15 protein-coding genes and 1 pseudogene are annotated in these 15,967 nt (G+C 71.6%); 4 read left to right on the top strand and 12 right to left on the bottom strand.

The window, feature by feature from the left end; all coding sequences use genetic code 11:
* Positions 1 to 21: 21 nt before the first annotated feature.
* Positions 22 to 1,428 (bottom strand): MocR-like pyridoxine biosynthesis transcription factor PdxR, encoded by a 1,407-nt coding sequence (gene pdxR, locus OG707_RS02905; protein WP_329113980.1) that lies wholly within the window; start codon positions 1,426 to 1,428, stop codon positions 22 to 24.
* On the opposite strand from pdxR, the pseudogene OG707_RS42415 reads away from it, so the two are divergent.
* A pseudogene (locus tag OG707_RS42415) lies at positions 1,419 to 1,832 on the top strand (EamA family transporter); the annotation flags it as partial. The gene pdxR and the pseudogene OG707_RS42415 overlap by 10 nt on opposite strands.
* A 516-nt stretch (positions 1,833 to 2,348) precedes the next feature.
* Here the strand turns inward: OG707_RS42415 and OG707_RS02895 are convergent.
* Both OG707_RS02895 and OG707_RS02890 read right to left on the bottom strand, forming a co-directional pair.
* The gene (locus OG707_RS02895) at positions 2,349 to 3,182 is read right to left on the bottom strand and encodes an alpha/beta fold hydrolase (protein WP_329113978.1); all 834 of its coding nucleotides are present in this window, start codon (positions 3,180 to 3,182) and stop codon (positions 2,349 to 2,351) included.
* A 101-nt stretch (positions 3,183 to 3,283) separates the two neighbouring features.
* Positions 3,284 to 3,937 carry an NADPH-dependent F420 reductase gene (locus OG707_RS02890; RefSeq protein ID WP_329113976.1) on the bottom strand — a complete coding sequence of 218 codons (654 nt, stop codon included), beginning with the start codon at positions 3,935 to 3,937 and terminating at the stop codon, positions 3,284 to 3,286.
* A gap of 112 nt (positions 3,938 to 4,049) precedes the next feature.
* Between OG707_RS02890 and OG707_RS02885 the strand changes: the two genes are divergently transcribed.
* Positions 4,050 to 4,934, top strand: coding sequence for an RNA polymerase sigma-70 factor (locus OG707_RS02885; protein WP_329113974.1), 885 nt, complete (start codon positions 4,050 to 4,052; stop codon positions 4,932 to 4,934).
* 249 nt (positions 4,935 to 5,183) lie between these two features.
* Positions 5,184 to 5,966 (top strand): GntR family transcriptional regulator, encoded by a 783-nt coding sequence (locus OG707_RS02880; protein ID WP_329113972.1) that lies wholly within the window; start codon positions 5,184 to 5,186, stop codon positions 5,964 to 5,966.
* A 33-nt stretch (positions 5,967 to 5,999) separates the two neighbouring features.
* On the opposite strand, the gene OG707_RS02875 is transcribed toward OG707_RS02880, so the two are convergent.
* From OG707_RS02875 to OG707_RS02860, 4 genes are read right to left on the bottom strand one after another with little or no spacing between them, the layout of a single operon-like run.
* On the bottom strand, positions 6,000 to 7,160 hold the full coding sequence (locus OG707_RS02875; protein WP_329113970.1) for an ROK family transcriptional regulator: 1,161 nt from the start codon (positions 7,158 to 7,160) through the stop codon (positions 6,000 to 6,002).
* Positions 7,161 to 7,179: 19 nt separating this feature from the next.
* Positions 7,180 to 7,743, bottom strand: coding sequence for a G/U mismatch-specific DNA glycosylase (gene mug / locus OG707_RS02870; protein WP_329113968.1), 564 nt, complete (start codon positions 7,741 to 7,743; stop codon positions 7,180 to 7,182).
* A 7-nt stretch (positions 7,744 to 7,750) separates the two neighbouring features.
* Positions 7,751 to 9,184 (bottom strand): adenylosuccinate lyase, encoded by a 1,434-nt coding sequence (purB, locus tag OG707_RS02865; RefSeq protein ID WP_329113966.1) that lies wholly within the window; start codon positions 9,182 to 9,184, stop codon positions 7,751 to 7,753.
* A 59-nt stretch (positions 9,185 to 9,243) separates the two neighbouring features.
* Positions 9,244 to 10,026, bottom strand: a complete 783-nt coding sequence (locus OG707_RS02860) for an SGNH/GDSL hydrolase family protein (protein WP_329113963.1) — start codon at positions 10,024 to 10,026, stop codon at positions 9,244 to 9,246.
* Positions 10,027 to 10,146: 120 nt separating this feature from the next.
* On the opposite strand from OG707_RS02860, the gene OG707_RS02855 reads away from it, so the two are divergent.
* The gene (locus OG707_RS02855) at positions 10,147 to 10,374 is read left to right on the top strand and encodes a holin (RefSeq protein WP_329113962.1); all 228 of its coding nucleotides are present in this window, start codon (positions 10,147 to 10,149) and stop codon (positions 10,372 to 10,374) included.
* A 1-nt stretch (position 10,375) separates the two neighbouring features.
* Here the strand turns inward: OG707_RS02855 and OG707_RS02850 are convergent, their stop codons facing one another.
* The 5 genes from OG707_RS02850 to wecB form a co-directional block, all read right to left on the bottom strand.
* Complete coding sequence (locus OG707_RS02850; protein WP_329113960.1) at positions 10,376 to 11,395, bottom strand: hemolysin family protein; 1,020 nt, start codon at positions 11,393 to 11,395, stop codon at positions 10,376 to 10,378.
* Positions 11,392 to 12,732, bottom strand: coding sequence for a hemolysin family protein (locus tag OG707_RS02845; RefSeq protein WP_329113958.1), 1,341 nt, complete (start codon positions 12,730 to 12,732; stop codon positions 11,392 to 11,394). The genes OG707_RS02850 and OG707_RS02845 overlap by 4 nt, the downstream gene beginning before the upstream one ends.
* Positions 12,733 to 12,877: 145 nt before the next feature.
* A complete protein-coding gene (locus OG707_RS02840) occupies positions 12,878 to 13,303 on the bottom strand; it encodes a GNAT family N-acetyltransferase (RefSeq protein ID WP_329113956.1) in 426 nt (141 codons plus the stop codon).
* A 50-nt stretch (positions 13,304 to 13,353) separates the two neighbouring features.
* The gene (locus OG707_RS02835; RefSeq protein ID WP_329113954.1) at positions 13,354 to 14,670 is read right to left on the bottom strand and encodes a glycosyltransferase family 2 protein; all 1,317 of its coding nucleotides are present in this window, start codon (positions 14,668 to 14,670) and stop codon (positions 13,354 to 13,356) included.
* Complete coding sequence (gene wecB, locus OG707_RS02830; protein WP_329113952.1) at positions 14,667 to 15,905, bottom strand: non-hydrolyzing UDP-N-acetylglucosamine 2-epimerase; 1,239 nt, start codon at positions 15,903 to 15,905, stop codon at positions 14,667 to 14,669. Before wecB ends, OG707_RS02835 begins: the two co-directional genes overlap by 4 nt.
* Positions 15,906 to 15,967: the final 62 nt, after the last annotated feature.

Here is a 15,967-nt window from a genome sequence, read left to right as displayed (position 1 = left end):
CCAAGTGAACGGCGGGTGCTGTCAGTTGGCCGCGGCCAGCAGACGCACCCCGCGGACGATCTCGGAGGGCGAAAGGTGGGCGTAACCGAGCACCAGTCGTACGGCGCCGTCCTGCGGGCGCGCGCTCCCGTAGTCCGCCAGCGGCCGGACGGCCACGCGCGTGCGCTCCGCCCGCCGCAGGAAGCCGCTCTCGGGTCCGTAGCGCTCGGGCAGCCGCGCGATGATGTGCAGGCCTGCGGCGATTCCGCTCACCTCGGCGCCGGGGAAGTGCTCGGCGAGGGCGGCGACCAGGGTGTCGCGCCGCTCCCGGTAGAGGCGCTGGCAGCGGCGCAGCTGGCGGTCGTAGCCGCCCCCGGAGACGAACGTGGCGAACGCCGCCTGGTCGAGGGCCGGGTGGCCCATGTCCAGGGTGCGTTTCCGGGCGACGATACGGTCGGTCAGCCACTCCGGGGCCAGCAGCCAGCCCAGCCGCAGGCCCGGGGCGAGTGACTTGCTCACCGATCCTGTGTACGCGACGCGTTCGGGGTCCAGACCCTGGAGCGCGCCGACCGGGGCGCGGTCGTAGCGGAAGTCCCCGTCGTAGTCGTCCTCGACGATCAGACCGTCCACCGACCGCGCCCAGTCGAGGAGTTGGGTGCGCCGGTCGGCCGAATAGCCGATGCCGGTGGGGAAATGGTGGGCCGGTGTGGTCTGTACCGTCCGTACACCGCTCGCGGCGAGCGGCCCGATCGCGAGACCTTCGTCGTCGAGCGGAAGCGGAACCGCGCGCAGCCCGGCCGCCGCGAACAGTGCGGGGTGTTCGGGACTGCCGGGGTCCTCGACGCCGACCGTACGCTGACCCGCCGCGTGCAGGACGAAGCCGAGCAGCGTCATGGCCTGTGCCACGCCCGAGCAGACGACGATCCGCTCGGGATCGGCGACCACCCCGCGACGGCGTGTCAGCAACTCGGCGAGCGCGATGCGCAGTTGGGGAAGGCCGCGCGGGTCCGGATAGCCCAGCGCATGGTGTTCGAGGGTGTTCAGTACGGACTTGTGCGCGGCGGCCCAGGCGGTGCGCGGGAAGAGGGAGAGATCGGGGGTGCCGGGGACGAAGCTGACGAGGTCCTCGGCCGGACGCGGAACCGGAACGTCCGCCGCCCGGGCCGCCGACCGCGCCGACGCGCCCACCCAGGTGCCCGAGCCCCGGTCGCTGCGCAGATAGCCCTCGGCGGTCAGCTGCTCGTACGCCTCGGTGACCAGGCCGCGCGAGACCCCGAGGTCGGCGGCGAGTTCACGGCTGGCGGGCAGCCGGGTGCCCGCCGCGAGCCGCCCCGAACGGACCGCCTCGCGCAGCGACTCCTGCAGCATGCGGCCCCGGCTGCGGGCAGGGGCCGCGGCGGCGGGCAGCAACAGCTCCCAGGCCGGTGAATTGGTCCCCGATGGCTCCATGGAAGTGGACCTTAATACGGACCACCCCGCTCCCTAGCGTCATCTTCATGAACGCAACGTCCCTGCGAGGAGCGCTCCTTGCCGCCTTCGCCTGCATCCTCGTCGGCGGTTCCTTCACCGCCAACTCCGTCCTCGGCGACTATCCGTACGCGGGCGGCCAGGCCCTGCGCTACGGCCTCGCCTGTCTGCTGCTGCTCCCGCTGCTCGACCGCGGATCGACGCGCGTCCTGCGTACGCTCTCCCCGGCCCAGTGGGGCCGCATCGCCCTGATCTCCGTCGTCGGCATGGTCGGCTTCAACCTGGCGGTCCTCGCCGCCGAACGCAGCGCCGAACCCGCCGTCCCCGGGGTCTTCGTGGGCTGCGCACCGGTCGTCGTCGCCGTGCTCGTACCGCTGGTCGCGGGCAGGCGGCCCACCAGGCCGGTGCTGATCGGCGCGGCCCTGGTGGCGGCCGGGGCCTTCACCGTGCAGGGCTGGGGCCGCACCGACCTCGAAGGCATCGCCTTCTCGGCGGGCGCGCTGGTGGGCGAGGTGGGCTTCGCCGTACTGGCCGTGCCCGTGCTGCGCCCGCTCGGCCCCCGGCTGCTGTCCGCCACCGTCTGCGGGGTCGCCGCCGTCGAGTCGACGGTGGTCGGACTCGCCGTCGACGGGGGCGGATTCGTGCGCGTACCGGACGCGGGGGAGACGGCGGCGCTGCTGTGGCAGGCCGCCGTCGTGACCGTCGTCGGCTTCGTCTGCTGGTACATGGGCGTGCAGCGGATCGGCGCCGAGCGGGCCACCCTCTTCTCCGGGCTCATTCCCGTCGCGGCCGCGATGACCGCACCCCTGGTCGGCACGGGTGCGTACGGCATCGCGCAGGGCGCAGGGAGCGCGCTCGTCGGGGTGGGCGTCGCGCTCGGTTCCGGTGTGCTGGCCCGTCGTTCAGCGGCTGGTGTCGAGGATGACGCGCGCCACCGCCGCGGGGTCGTCGTTCATCGGGACATGACCGCAGCCGGGCAGCCTGACCAGGCGGGCCCCGGGGATGGTGTGCTTGGCCCGGATCCCCTGGCGGCGCAGGAGCAGCCGGTCCTTCGTGCCCCAGGCGACCGTGACGGGAAGGTCCCGTACGTCGTCGGTGAACTGGACGGTCAGACCGGCGGCCAGGGTCTCCTCGAAGCCGGTGGCCTCGCGCAGCGCGAGCGTCTCGGCGACGACGGCCTCGGGTGAACGGCGGGCGGGCCGGGCGTAGATGGTGCTGGTGAGCGCCGTACGCCCGGCCGCCGAGCGCGACATCCGCTCGATCAGCGGCAGCGGCAGGGAGTTCGCGATCCCGCGCATCGCCTTCAGGGTCGAGAAGGCGTACCGCCGCTCCGCCTGCGTCCAGAAGCCGGCGGGCGACAGGGCGGTCACCGATCGTACGAGCTTCTCCCGCCCCAACTCCAGGGCGAGCAGGCCGCCCAGGGAGTTGCCGGCGACGTGCGGGCGCTCGACGCCGAGCGCCTCGCACAGCGCGCCGAGCGTGGGGACCACCGATGCGAGGCCGTACGAGACGCCGTCGGGCAGGGCCGGCGACGCGCCGAATCCGGGCAGGTCCACGGCGATCACCTCGCGCTCGGCGGCCAGGATCCCGACCACCGGGTCCCAGGCTTGCCGGTGGTGCCCGATGCCGTGCAGCAGCAGGAGGGGTTCGCCGGCACCGGTGCGTTCGTACGCGACGGTGACCGTGCGGTTCCCCCGGGGGGACTCGACGGTGAATGAGACCTGGGCGGCGGCCATGCTGCTGCTCCCTGTTGTCGGGGACGGTGGTGAGACACCGTGTCAACAAGGATTACCCCTGGGTAGCTTTCACTTCAAGAGGCCGCCGCCAACCCGTCACATCAAGGTGCGCTGCGGATCTCGTAGTTGAAGGCCCCATGGCCGAACCGCTTGTACAGATTGATCCAGAGCGGCATCAGCATCTCCACGTCGCGCGCCTCCACGATCCCGCCCAGATCGAGCACCCGGTGCGCCGGCCACCCGAACTCGCCGAGCAGCGCCACCGTCTCCTCCTTGGCCCCGGCGTCCTCGCCGCACACGAACAGGTGGTGCTCGCCGGGTACGGCGTCCGGATCGACCATCACCGCCAGATTCACGGTGTTGAGCGTCTTGACCACCCGCGCCCCGGGGAACGACCGCTGCAGCAGCGCGCCCACACTGTCCGACTCGACCGGCGCCACCCGCAGCAGACCGTCCTCGAAGGTGATCGGATTCGACACGTCGACCACCAGCTTGCCCGCCAACTCGGCCTCGCCCGCGGCCTGCAGAACAGCCAGGGCCACCTGCCCGTTGACCGCCACCACGATCCGCTCGCCGAACGCCGCGGCATCGGCGAACGTCCCCGCCCCCGCGAGCGGACCCGCGCCCTGCGCCCACTCCAGCGCCTGCGGATTGTCCTTGGTCCGGGACCCCATCACCACCTCGTGCCCCAGCTCCACGAGCTTGCTGCCGAGCTTGACGCCGACCGCGCCGGTCCCCAGTACCCCGTAACGCATCCGAAATCCTCCCCTGACGGGCCGCCACCCGTGGGCGGCCGCCCGCACATTGTGCTCCTTCGCACGCCGGGAGCGCCTGGACAGCGGTGGACCCGTCGGATGGGATGGGAGAGTGGCAACTGACCTCTCCACCGACACCTTTGAAGAGCACCGATCCCTCCTGACCGGGGTGGCCTACCGGATGCTGGGCCGGGCGGCCGACGCCGAGGACGTCGTCCAGGAGACCTGGCTCCGCTGGTCCGCGGGCGAGCGCGAGACCGTCCGCGAACCGCGCGCCTATCTCCTGCGCATCACCACCCGGCTCGCCATCGACCGCCTGCGGTCCGCGCAGGCGCGGCGCGAGACCTACGTCGGCCCCTGGCTGCCCGAGCCGATCGTCACGGAATTCGGGCGCACCGCCCCCGACACGGCGGAACGGGCGGTGCTCGCCGAGTCCGTATCGCTCGCCGTCCTCGTCGTCCTGGAATCGCTCTCCCCGCTGGAGCGCGCCGTCTTCGTCCTCCGCGAGGCCTTCGGCTTCCCGTACGCGGAGATCGCCGGGACCCTCGACCGGTCCGAGGCGGCGGTGCGTCAGCTCGCGGGCCGCGCCCGCCGCCATGTCGACGAACGCAAGCCCCGTTTCGACGTCGACCCGGCCGAACGCCGCGATCTGACCCAGCGGTTCCTCGCCGCGGCGACGGAAGGGGACCTGGAGGGACTGCTCGCGCTGCTGGCCCCCGACGTACGTCTCGTCGGCGACAGCGGCGGCAAGTCCCAGGCGCCGCGGCGCGTCATCGAGGGCGCGGACAAGGTCGGGCGCTTCGTGCGCGGTGCGGCGACCAAGGGGATCACCGACGTCTCCTTCCGGATCGCGGAGGTCAACGGCGGGCCCGCGCTGCTCATCTACTCGGGTGCCGTACTGGACAGCATGTTCCAGCTGGACGTCGCCGACGGGCGTATCCAGTGTGTGTACATCGTGCGCAATCCCGACAAACTCGCCCTGCCCGCCGTGGAGTAGGTGCCGGCGAACACCACAAGGCCCCGCGATCCGTTCCGGACGCGGGGCCTTGTGCTGCGCGCACCTCACGGCCGTACGAACGTCCTGTGAACGCTCTGCGGCAGGCCTCGGTTTCGCTCCGTAACGGAACGAGGATTGGTCTTGACCAAGGGGGAGCGTCGCCCTATGGTCGCAGAGTTAGTGCAGGAACCTTTAATAAACAAGGGCACGGAAAAGCCGCCGGGGACACGGCGATTGCGGAGGATCAGGGTGGGGACCACGCAGCTGGAAACGGCGCCGGAGCCGAAGTACTGGCACCTCAAGACCGTCCTCAGTGACGCTCTCGACTCGGACTTCGCGGTCGGGGAGATCCTCCCCAACGAGCGTGACCTCGCGGCCCGCTTCGGTGTCGCGCGCGCCACACTGCGCCAGGCACTCGAACAACTCGAGCTGGAAGGGCGGCTGCAGCGCCGCCGCGGCGTGGGCACCACGGTCGCGCCTCCGCGCGTCGGTGTGGACGTGTCGACGTCGCAGCACGTCTGGCCGGGAGCCGGCGACGACGCCTGGCAGGCGCTGGACTGCACCCTCGCCGCGCCGCCCGTCGCGGTGGCGCGCATGCTGGACGCGGGCGACGAGTCCGGGAGCGGCTCGGGCGACGCGGTGCACACCGTACGAAGGATCCGGATGACGCAGGGCCAGCCGGTCGCGGCCGAGCTCCTGTACGTACCGGCCGGATCCGTGCCCGAACTCTCCGCCATCGACGCCCCGTCGGGCGCGACCCGTGCCCGCAGCGTCCTGCGCGAGCTGCAGCGTCTCGGCCTCGAGGGCCAGGACCGCTCCGTCGAACTCGGCTCCGCACGTGCCGACGACGCCAAGGAACTCGACCGGCTGCCCGGCGCACCCGTCCTCGTCGTCACCACGCGCTACCTCGCCGCGGGCGGCACCGTCGCCGTCTCCGTGGCGACCTACCGCGCGGACACCTGCCGGCTCACCTTCGGGGACTCCGGCGACCTGGAGATCAGTCACCACGGCGAGGAGCGCAAGGCCTCCTGAACAGCCTTCACGACACGGCCCGTTGCTGACTCGTCAGCGGCGGGCCGTGACTGTTCCCTCGACCGCGAAGAGCTGCTCCTCGACATGGTCGAGGGCAAGCCGCAGCGCACCGGTCGCCACGGCCGAGTCGCCGAGCAGCGAGAGCGCCACGCGCGGCGGCCGCAGACAGAACCGCGCCAACTCCCCGCGCAGCGGCTCCAGTACGTCCTCCAGACCGGCAGCCCAGCCGCCGATCACGACCAGTTCGGGGTCGAGCGCGAGCACCAGCGCCGCGACGTCGTGCACGAGGCGCCCGATGAACCGCTCCATGGCGGCCTTGGCCTGCGCGTCGCCGCGTTTGGCGTCGGCGAAGACCTGGGCCACCGCCTGCTCGTCGAGCGCGTGCAGCGGCTCGTCCGTCGTGGACAGCAGCTTCTCCGGGGTGGCCCCGCGCCCGAGCAGATGCAGTGCGCCGATCTCGCCCGCCGCCCCGCCGTAACCGCGGTGCAGCCGCCCGCCGATCAGTGATCCGGCACCCGGGCTGAGTCCGGCGAGGACGAAGACGATGTCGTCGGAGTCGGTGGCCGCACCCTTCCAGTGCTCGGCGACCGCCGCCGCGTTGGCGTCGTTCTCGACCAGTACGGGACAGCGGAAGGACCGCCGCAGCCGTTCGCCCAGGGCCAGGCCCGTCCACTCGGGGAGCGCGGTGCCGAGCCGTACGGTGCCGTCCGCCTCCACGATCCCCGGGCTGCCGACTCCGACCGCGCGCAGGCTGCTGCGGGCGACGCCGGCGCGGCGCAGTACATCGGCCACCGTCAGACGGACCCGCTCGAGACGTTCGTCGGCCGACGCGGTCTCCGGCACCTCGCGCGAACCCGCCGCGGTGATCCGTCCGTCGAGCCCGGAGAGCAGGGCGGCGACCCGGTGCGGGCCGATCTCGATGCCCAGCAGATGCCCGGCCTCGGCACGGAACCTGAAGCGCCGCGCGGGCCGGCCCTGACGGCGCGTCTCGCCGTCCTCCTCGGGTGCGTCCTCGACGACGAGCCCGGCCTCCATGAGCCCCTCGATGACGCCCTCGACCGTCGGCCGGGAAAGACCGGTGATCCGGGTGAGATCCGTGAAGGTCGGGAAGTCGGCCCCGCGCAGTGCGTGGAGCACCACCGCGGAGTTGATCCGCCGCAGCAGTGAGGGATCCCCGCCGGTCAGCCGCCCCAACGTGTCCTCCCAGCTCAGGTCATGCGCGTGTCTGCCGGATCGTACCGGCTGGTCGGGTGGACCGCAGCAGCCGGGCGTATTCGTCCGCCATTGTCTGGGCGGTCCAGTGCGCGTTGAGGCCGCTCGGATTGGGGAGCGCCCAGATCCGGGTGGCCCCGATCGTCCGCTCCTGCGGTCCGATCCGCGCCTTCGGCTCACCGAAGGCGGTCCGGTAGGCGGTGATGCCGACGACCGCCAGCCACTCGGGCTTCAGTTCCGCCACCTTGGCGGTGAGGATCCGGCCGCCCTCGCGGAACTCCTCGGCGCTCACCTCGTCCGCGCGTGCGGTGGCCCGTGCGGCGACATTGGTGATGCCGAGCCCGTACGAGAGCAGCTCGTCCTGCTCCTCGGGCTTCAACTGCCTCGGCGTGAAGCCCGACAGATGGAGCACCGGCCAGAAGCGGTTGCCGGGGCGGGCGAAGTGATGGCCCGTCGCCGCGGTCATCAGCCCCGGGTTGATCCCGCAGAACAGCACGCGCAGACCGCCCGCGGCCACATCGGGAACGATGCGGTCGCGGGCGGCTTCGAGCTCTTCGCGCTTCATCGTCGCGTCAGAGGATGGAGCCCGGGGTGTAACCGGCGGCCGCCGGGTGCTGCTTGGCGATCTCTTCGATACGGGAGACGACTGCCGCCACCTGGGCGCCCGCCGCGCCGGTGAAGGAGAGCTTGTCGGCCATCAGCGCGTCCAACTGGGCGCGGTCGAGCGGCATCCGCTCGTCGGCGGCCAGCTTGTCCAGGAGCTCGTTGCGCTCGGCGCCCTGCTCGCGCATGGCCAGCGCGGAGGCGACCGCGTGCTCCTTGATGACCTCGTGCGCGGCCTCGCGGCCCACTCCCGCCCGTACCGCGCCCATCAGGACCTTGGTGGTGGCGAGGAAGGGCAGGTAGCGGTCGAGCTCGCGGGCGACGACCGCGGGGAAGGCACCGAACTCGTCGAGGACGGTCAGGAACGTCTCAAGGAGGCCGTCGAAGGCGAAGAACGCGTCCGGCAGCGCGACCCGGCGGACCACGGAGCAGGAGACGTCGCCCTCGTTCCACTGGTCGCCCGCCAGCTCGCCGGTCATCGACGCGTAACCGCGCAGGATCACCATCAGGCCGTTGACGCGCTCGCAGGAGCGGGTGTTCATCTTGTGCGGCATCGCGGACGAACCGACCTGGCCGGGCTTGAAGCCCTCGGTGACCAGCTCGTGCCCGGCCATCAGCCGGATCGTCTTGGCGATCGAGGAGGGGGCCGCGGCGAGCTGCACCAGCGCGGTCACCACGTCGTAGTCCAGCGAGCGCGGGTAGACCTGGCCGACCGAGGTGAAGGCGTGCGCGAAGCCGAGGTGGGAGGCGATCCGCTGCTCCAGGTCGGCGAGCTTGGCCTCGTCGCCGCCGAGCAGGTCGAGCATGTCCTGGGCGGTGCCGACCGGGCCCTTGATGCCGCGCAGCGGGTACCGGCCGAGGAGGTCCTCCAGGCGTCCGTACGCCACGAGCAGCTCGTCGGCGGCGGTCGCGAAGCGCTTGCCGAGGGTGGTGGCCTGCGCGGCGACGTTGTGCGAGCGCCCGGCCATCACGAGCTCGGCGTGCTCGGCGGAGAGCTTGCCGAGGCGGGCCAGGACGGCCACCGTACGGTCGCGCACGAGCTCCAGCGAGAGCCGGATCTGCAGCTGCTCGACATTCTCGGTGAGGTCGCGCGAGGTCATGCCCTTGTGGACCTGCTCGTGCCCGGCGAGGTCGTTGAACTCCTCGATGCGGGCCTTCACGTCGTGCCGGGTGACCTTCTCGCGCTCGGCGATCGAGGCCAGGTCGACCTGGTCGATCACGCGCTCGTAGTCGGCGAGAGCGGCGTCCGGAACCTCGATCCCGAGGTCCTTCTGAGCACGCAGTACGGCGAGCCAGAGGCGGCGCTCCAGCTTCACCTTCTGCTCGGGGGACCAGAGGACGGCGAGCTCCGTGGAGGCGTAGCGGCCGGCCAGGACATTGGGGATGCGAGGCTTTGCAGTCACGTAACCAGATTCTACTGGTGGTTTCTGCAGGCCAGAGCCCCGGCCTCATTTGTGGCTTGCTACGAGAGCGGCCCGTTCCCGTACGGCAGCAGCTCGGCCCTCTTGGGGTCCCTTCCGTCGCCGGAGGACTTTCCCGTGAGCCGTCGCCCGATCCACGGCACCAAGTGCTCGCGGGCGAAGCTGAGATCGCTGGTGCGGCGGGTCACCCAGCCGGGGGCGACGGCGGGCGGCAGCGGTGCCTGCCAGTCGTCCTCCGCGTCGAGGCCCAGGGCCTGCCAGACGGCCTCGGCGACCCGGTGGTGGCCCTCCGCCGTCAGATGCAGCCGGTCGACGTCCCACATCCGCTGGTCGCCGAGGACAGCTGACCCGTACAGGTCGACGACCACCGCGTCGTGCTTGGCGGCCAGGGTGTCGATGAACGCGAAGAGCTCCTCCATGCGCGGCCGGAAGCGCTCGAACACCGGGCCGTTGCGGCCGGGGCTGTGCATCAGCACGAGCTGCTTGCAGGACGGCGCGAGCCGCTCCACCGCCTCTTCGAGCCGACCGCAGACCATCGGCAGGTCGCACTTGGGGCGCAGGGTGTCGTTGAGCCCGCCGACCAGCGTGACGACGTCCGCCTGCATGGCGGCGGCGGCTTCGACCTGTTCGTCGACGATCTGGGCGATGAGCTTTCCGCGTACGGCGAGATTCGCGTAGCGGAAGCCGGGCTCGCGGGCGGCGAGGCGGGCGGCGAGCAGATCGGCCCAGCCGCGGTACGAACCGTCGGGAAGCCGGTCGGACATTCCCTCGGTGAAGGAGTCGCCGACGGCGACGAGGCTGGTGTAGGTGGCATTCAACTCCATGGCGGAGTGATCCTACCGCGCGGTAGGTACGCGGGATCTGTCGCCCGGGGCCGTGGAGCGGTATGCCATGAGCACACCGGGCTCCCGGCCCCGGACCCGCCGTACGAGAGCGAGCGAACCATGTTCACCGCAGCCTTCTGGAAGGCCACCGCCGAGCGCGCCGTCCGGACCTTCGCGCAGTCTCTCGCCGCGGTTCTGGTGGCGGGGGCGACCAGCCTCATCGATGTCGACTGGCAGGCCGCCCTCGCCACGGCGGGCCTGGCCACCCTCCTCGCCGTACTGACCGCGATCGGCGCCTCGGGGGTGGGCCGGGAGGGACCCGGCCTCACCGAGACGACCGACCGCTGACTCAGACGACGGGCGGCTGGCCGACCAGCTCCCGCAGGACGTCCTCCATCGTGACCAGCCCGGCGAGCGTGCCCTCGTCACCGAGCACGGCCGCCAGGTGCGTACGGCTGCGGCGCATCGCCGTCAGTACGTCGTCGAGCGGAGTGGCCGCCCGCACCCGGGCGATGGGCCGCATGTCGGAGGCCGGGAACGGCAGGTCGCGCGGGGTGGCGTCCAGGGCGTCCTTCACATGGAGGTAGCCCAGGATCCGCTGGGCGGAGTCCACCACCGGGAAGCGCGAGAAGCCGGACTCGGAGGAGAGCTTCTCCAGCTGTTCCGGGGTCGTCCCGAGGCGTGCGTACACGACCTTCTCCAGCGGCACGACGACGTCGCGCACCGGGCGGCGGCCCAGCTCCAGGGCGTCGTGCAGCCGCTCGGTCGCCCGGTCGTCGAGCAGTCCGGCGATCTTGGCGTCGGTCACCATCCGGGCCAGTTCGTCGTCGGAGAAGGTGGCGGCCACCTCGCTCTTCGCCTCCACCTTCAGCAGCTTCAGGAGGAAGTTGGCGAAGGCGTTGATGGCGAAGATCACCGGGCGCAGCGCCCGGGCGACGGTCACCAGCGGCGGACCGAGTGCCAGTGCGGTCCGTACCGGGGCGGCCAGCGCGATGTTCTTCGGCACCATCTCGCCGAACAGCATGTGCAGATACGTCGCCGCCGCCAGCGCGATGACGAACGAGATCGGGTGGATCAGACCGCCCGGCATGCCCACCGCGTGGAACGCAGGCTCCAGCAGATGCGCGATGGCGGGCTCCGCGACGATGCCGAGCACCAGGGTGCAGAGCGTGATGCCCAGCTGGGCCGCCGCCAGCAGCGCAGACACGTGCTCCAGGCCCCAGAGCACGCTGCGCGCACGCCGGTTGCCGGCCTCGGCCTCCGGTTCGATCTGGCTGCGGCGCACCGAGATCAGCGCGAACTCGGCGCCGACGAAGAAGGCGTTGACGACCAGGGTCAGCAGACCGATCAGCAACTGGATCGCGGTCATCGGCCCGCCTCCTCGTCCTCGTCAAGGCCGGTGGGCAGCGGTTCGTGGAGCAGCACGCGTGCCGCGCGCCGCCCGCTGGCGTCCACCACGTCGACCTGCCAGCCCGCCGCCTCGAAGGAGTCGCCCTCGACCGGGATACGCCCCAGTTCGGTGGCGACAAGACCGGCGAGGGTCTCGTACGGGCCGTCCGGCACGCGCATCCCGATGGTCTCCAGCTGGTCGGTGCGTGCGGCGCCGTCGGCGGAGTAGACCGCGCGGCCGTCCGCGTCCTGGCCCGCGGGGGCGAGGTCGGGGGTCTCGTGGGGGTCGTGCTCGTCGCGTACCTCTCCGACGACCTCCTCGACGATGTCCTCGAGGGTGACGACACCGGCCGTGCCGCCGTACTCGTCGATCACGACGGCCATGGTGCGCCTGCCGTACAGCCGGTCGAGCAGACGGTCCACGGTCAGCGTCTCCGGCACCAGCAGCGGCTCGCGCAGCAGCTCGGAGACGGGGTGGCGGGGTCTGCGCTCGGCGGGGACGGCGAGGACGTCCTTGATGTGCGCGACGCCGACGACGGTGTCGAGGCTGCCCCGGTAGACGGGGAAGCGCGAGAGGCCGGTGGCGCGCGTGGCGTTGGCGACGTCCTCGGCGGTGGCCTGGACGTCGAGCGCGGTGACCTGCACGCGGGGGGTCATCACGTTCTCCGCGGTGAGGTCGGCGAGGTTGAGCGTACGGACGAACAGCTCGGCGGTGTCGGCCTCCAGGGCGCCCGCCTTCGCGGAGTGCCGTGCCAGCGCGACCAGTTCCTGCGGGCTGCGTGCGGAGGCCAGCTCCTCGGCCGGCTCCATGCCGAGGCGGCGCAGGAGACGGTTCGCCGTGTTGTTGAGGTGGCTGATCAGCGGCCGGAAGAGTGCGCTGAACGCACGCTGCGGGGTGGCCACGACCTTCGCGACGGCCAGCGGCGAGGAGATCGCCCAGTTCTTCGGGACGAGCTCGCCCACCACCATCAGGACGACGGTGGAGAGGGCCGTGCCGAGGACCAGTGCCACCGTGGACGCGGTGCCCGCGGACAGGCCCAGGGATTCGACCGGGCCGCGGATCAGCTTGGCGATCGACGGTTCGGCGAGCATGCCGATCACCAGGTTGGTCACGGTGATGCCGAGCTGGGCGCCGGAGAGCTGGAAGGTGAGGCTGCGTACCGCCTGGAGAGCGCTGGACGCACCGCGCTCGCCGCGCTCCACGGCCTGCTCCAGGTCGCTGCGCTCGATGGTCGTCAGTGAGAACTCGGCCGCGACGAACGCCGCACAGGCAAGGCAGAGCAGCAGCGCCACGACGAGCAGGAGCACTTCGGTCATCGGTTCACCTCCGTCCCATGATCAGTCACGAGGTGGAGGAGTGCGCGATGTCGGGTACTGGGAGGCTCGCCCATGGGCGGACGCTCACACCTTTCGGTCGTCGTAACAAGGTCCACCCATGGTAAAGGAAGCGCAAAGTGGAGGCTCAGCCGGTCAGCGGCCTGACCCAGCGGGTCCAGTGGTCCTGGGGGGCGTAGCCGGCCGCGCGCCAGGCGTGCTGCCCGCGCTCGTTGTCGTTGAGCACCATCGCGTCGATGCGCCGGCCGCCCAGCGAGACGAACCGTTCCTCCGCCGCGGCCAGCAGCGCGGAGCCGATACCGCGGCGGCGCTGGTCCGGATGGACGGCGAGCCGGTACAGATGGCAGCGCCAGCCGTCGAAACCGGCGATCACCGTCCCGACGAGCTGCCCGCCGTGTTCCGCGAGCAGCAGCGCATCGGGGTCGCGGGCGACGAGACGCTCGATGCCGTCCAGGTCGTCGCTGATGCTGGTCCCCTCCGCCGCCGTCTTCCAGAAGGCGAGTACGCCGTCGAGGTCGTCCAGTGTCGCGGGCCGTATCCGAAGATCATCCATGGGCAGAGCCAAGCAGAGCGCTCACCCGTCTGGCGAACCGGTTTTGGTTGTCAGCCCCCGGAGATCGGCTCACGCGGCGTCTTCACCCAGCCGCCGCGCCGGAACATCAGCCGGAACAGCGCCCGGAACAGACTGGGGATGATCAGCCAGGTGTAGAGGGCGTAGGGGACCGACATCAGGAACGCCTTCGGCAGGTCGCGCACGCGCATCGGCTCGGAGCGGGCCAGCAGGCCGAGCGTGCCGGTGCCGAAGGCGAGCCCGTAGATCAGCACGACGAGCCACAGCGGACCGCTCAGGAACGGCAGGTCCTTGAAGCACCAGAGCACCACCGCCACCGGCAGCGCGAGGGCCACGATCAGCTGCTGGATCGGCAGGGTGATGTACCAGAGCAGGTCGATCCGGACGATGAACGAGACCTTCATCCGCAGGATGCTGCCCAGGTGGCGCAGCGCCTGCAGATTGCCCTGGTACCAGCGCGTCCGCTGCCGTGACAGGCGGCGGTAGTTGTTCAGCCCCTGCTGCGAGACGCCCGAGCGCCACTCGTGCGTACTGCGCCAGCCTGCGCCGTACAGCCGCAGTCCCAGATCCTGGTCCTCGGTGAGGGCCGGCCGCCACGGGCCGTCCGCGCCGGCGATCTCGTCGAGCATCGACAGCCGGTTGAACTGCCCGTTGCCGCCCATGTCGGCGATGAACCAGCGGCTGCGCGCCAGTTGGTAGAGCCGGCCGTACACGGCGAACTCGACGTCCTGGCACCAGGTGAGGAAGCCGCTGCGGTTGTAGATGGTCACCTGGCTCTGGACGCCCCCGATCCGCGGGTCCGCGAGCCGCCGGGCGATCGCGGAGGGGGCGGCTGCGTCCAGGCGGCCGTCGGCGTCCACGATCACCATCACCACGTCCTGCGGACCGGTACCCCGGTGCGGCCCCTGCTTCAGCACTACGGAGTGGATGTGCCGCCACGCGTCGTTCAGCGCCTCCGATTTGCCCTTACGGGCCTCGGGGAGGTCGCGGCGCAGCACCACGAGCCCCGGGCGCGCGAGGCCCGCCAGGATCTCCGGGGTGCGGTCCTGCGAGCCGTCGTCGACCACGAGCACCACGCGCCGTTCGACATCGAGGTCGAAGAGGCGGTGCACGCTGTCGGCGATCGTCACTTCTTCGTTCAGCGCGGGGACCACGAACACCCACAGCAGCGGCGGGGGAGTGGCCGTCTCGTCGGCCGTGTTCCGGTCGTGCCGGCGTTGCCGGGCCGCGAAGGCGAAGAGCATCGCGGTCCAGACGACGCCGAAGACGATCACGGCGAGCGCCAGCACCAGCAGGATCCGGGCTGCGCCGGCGCCGGCGTAGAAGTCGAACGCGGCCGGGCCGCTCACGCCAGGCCCGCCGCGCCCAGAACCGCCGAGCGCCGGTAGCCGTGCCCGAACGGCACCGGTGGCGGGGTGTTGAAGGCCAGGTGGCCGAAGGCCTGTACGGTCCGGCGCGCCGCATGCCCGTCGCCGTAGGGATTCGGCGCATCGGCCATCCTCCGGCGCGCCTGCTCGTCGCCCAGGAGCACGGCCGTCTCCGCGGCGATGAGGTCCTCGTCCGTGCCGACCAGGCGCAGCGTGCCCGCGGTGAGCCCCGAGGTGCGTTCGGTGGTGTCCCGGGTCACCAGGACCGGCGTGCCGAGCGAGGGCGCCTCCTCCTGGATCCCGCCGGAGTCGCTGATGGCCAGGGTCGCGCGCTTGAGCAGCTTCGCGAACGGTACGTAGTCCATGGGGCTGGTCACGTGGATGTTGGGGCGCCCTGCGAGCAGCGGTCCCAGGGTGTCGGCGACGACCGGATTGGGATGCAGCGGGACGACGAACAGCACGTCGGGGTGGTCCTCCGCGGCGCGCCGGACGCCGCGGCCGATGCCGATCAGCCCCTCGCCCCAGTTCTCCCGGCGGTGCGCGGTCACGACCACGACCCGGGTGTGCGGGTCGAGCCCGTCGAGGACCGGATCGCCGTACTCCGTCTCCTGCTCGGCGGCCCAGAGCACCGCGTCGATACCGGTGTTGCCGGTCACCAGGATCCGGTCGGAGTCGATGCCCTCCCGGATCAGGTTCTGCTTGCCGAGCGTGGTCGGCGCCAGGTGGAAGGCGGCGATCCGGGCGATCAACTGCCGGTTGAGCTCCTCCGGGAACGGCGACAGCGTCGAGTGGGTCCGCATCCCCGCCTCGATGTGGTTCACCGACAGCCTCAGATGGAACGCGGCGAGCGCGGCCGCCGCCGCCGAGCTGGTGTCGCCGTGCACCAGGACGGTGACCGGGTACTGGTCGGCCCCGAACTTGCGCTTGCCCGGCTCCGGCGGCTCCCCGAAGTTCTTGCGCAGCGCCTTGTCGAACCGGTCCATGACCTCGATGAACAAGTCGTTCAGCGGCATCCCCGGGTATCCGACGCCGAGCTCGATGTCCGGGGTGATCCCGTCGAGCGCCAGCACCTCGCGGACCATCTTCTCGTGCTGCCCGGTCGAGATGACGGTCGGATGCAGCCCCTCACTGCTCCTCAGCTCCCGGATCACCGGCAGCAGCTTGATCGCCTCGGGGCGGGTGCCGACGACGACCGCCACATTGAGGATGTTCGGCATGGGCGGGCCTTCCTGGCCGGGGCCGGGCCGGAATCCGCCCGCAGCGCGTCCTGGCACACCGC

The sequence above is a fragment of the Streptomyces sp. NBC_01465 genome (assembly GCF_036227325.1).
In the GTDB taxonomy this organism is placed as follows: Bacteria; Actinomycetota; Actinomycetes; order Streptomycetales; family Streptomycetaceae; genus Streptomyces.
The sequence above is the reverse complement of the archived record's forward strand: the minus strand, read 5'-3'. Positions and strand labels throughout refer to the sequence as shown.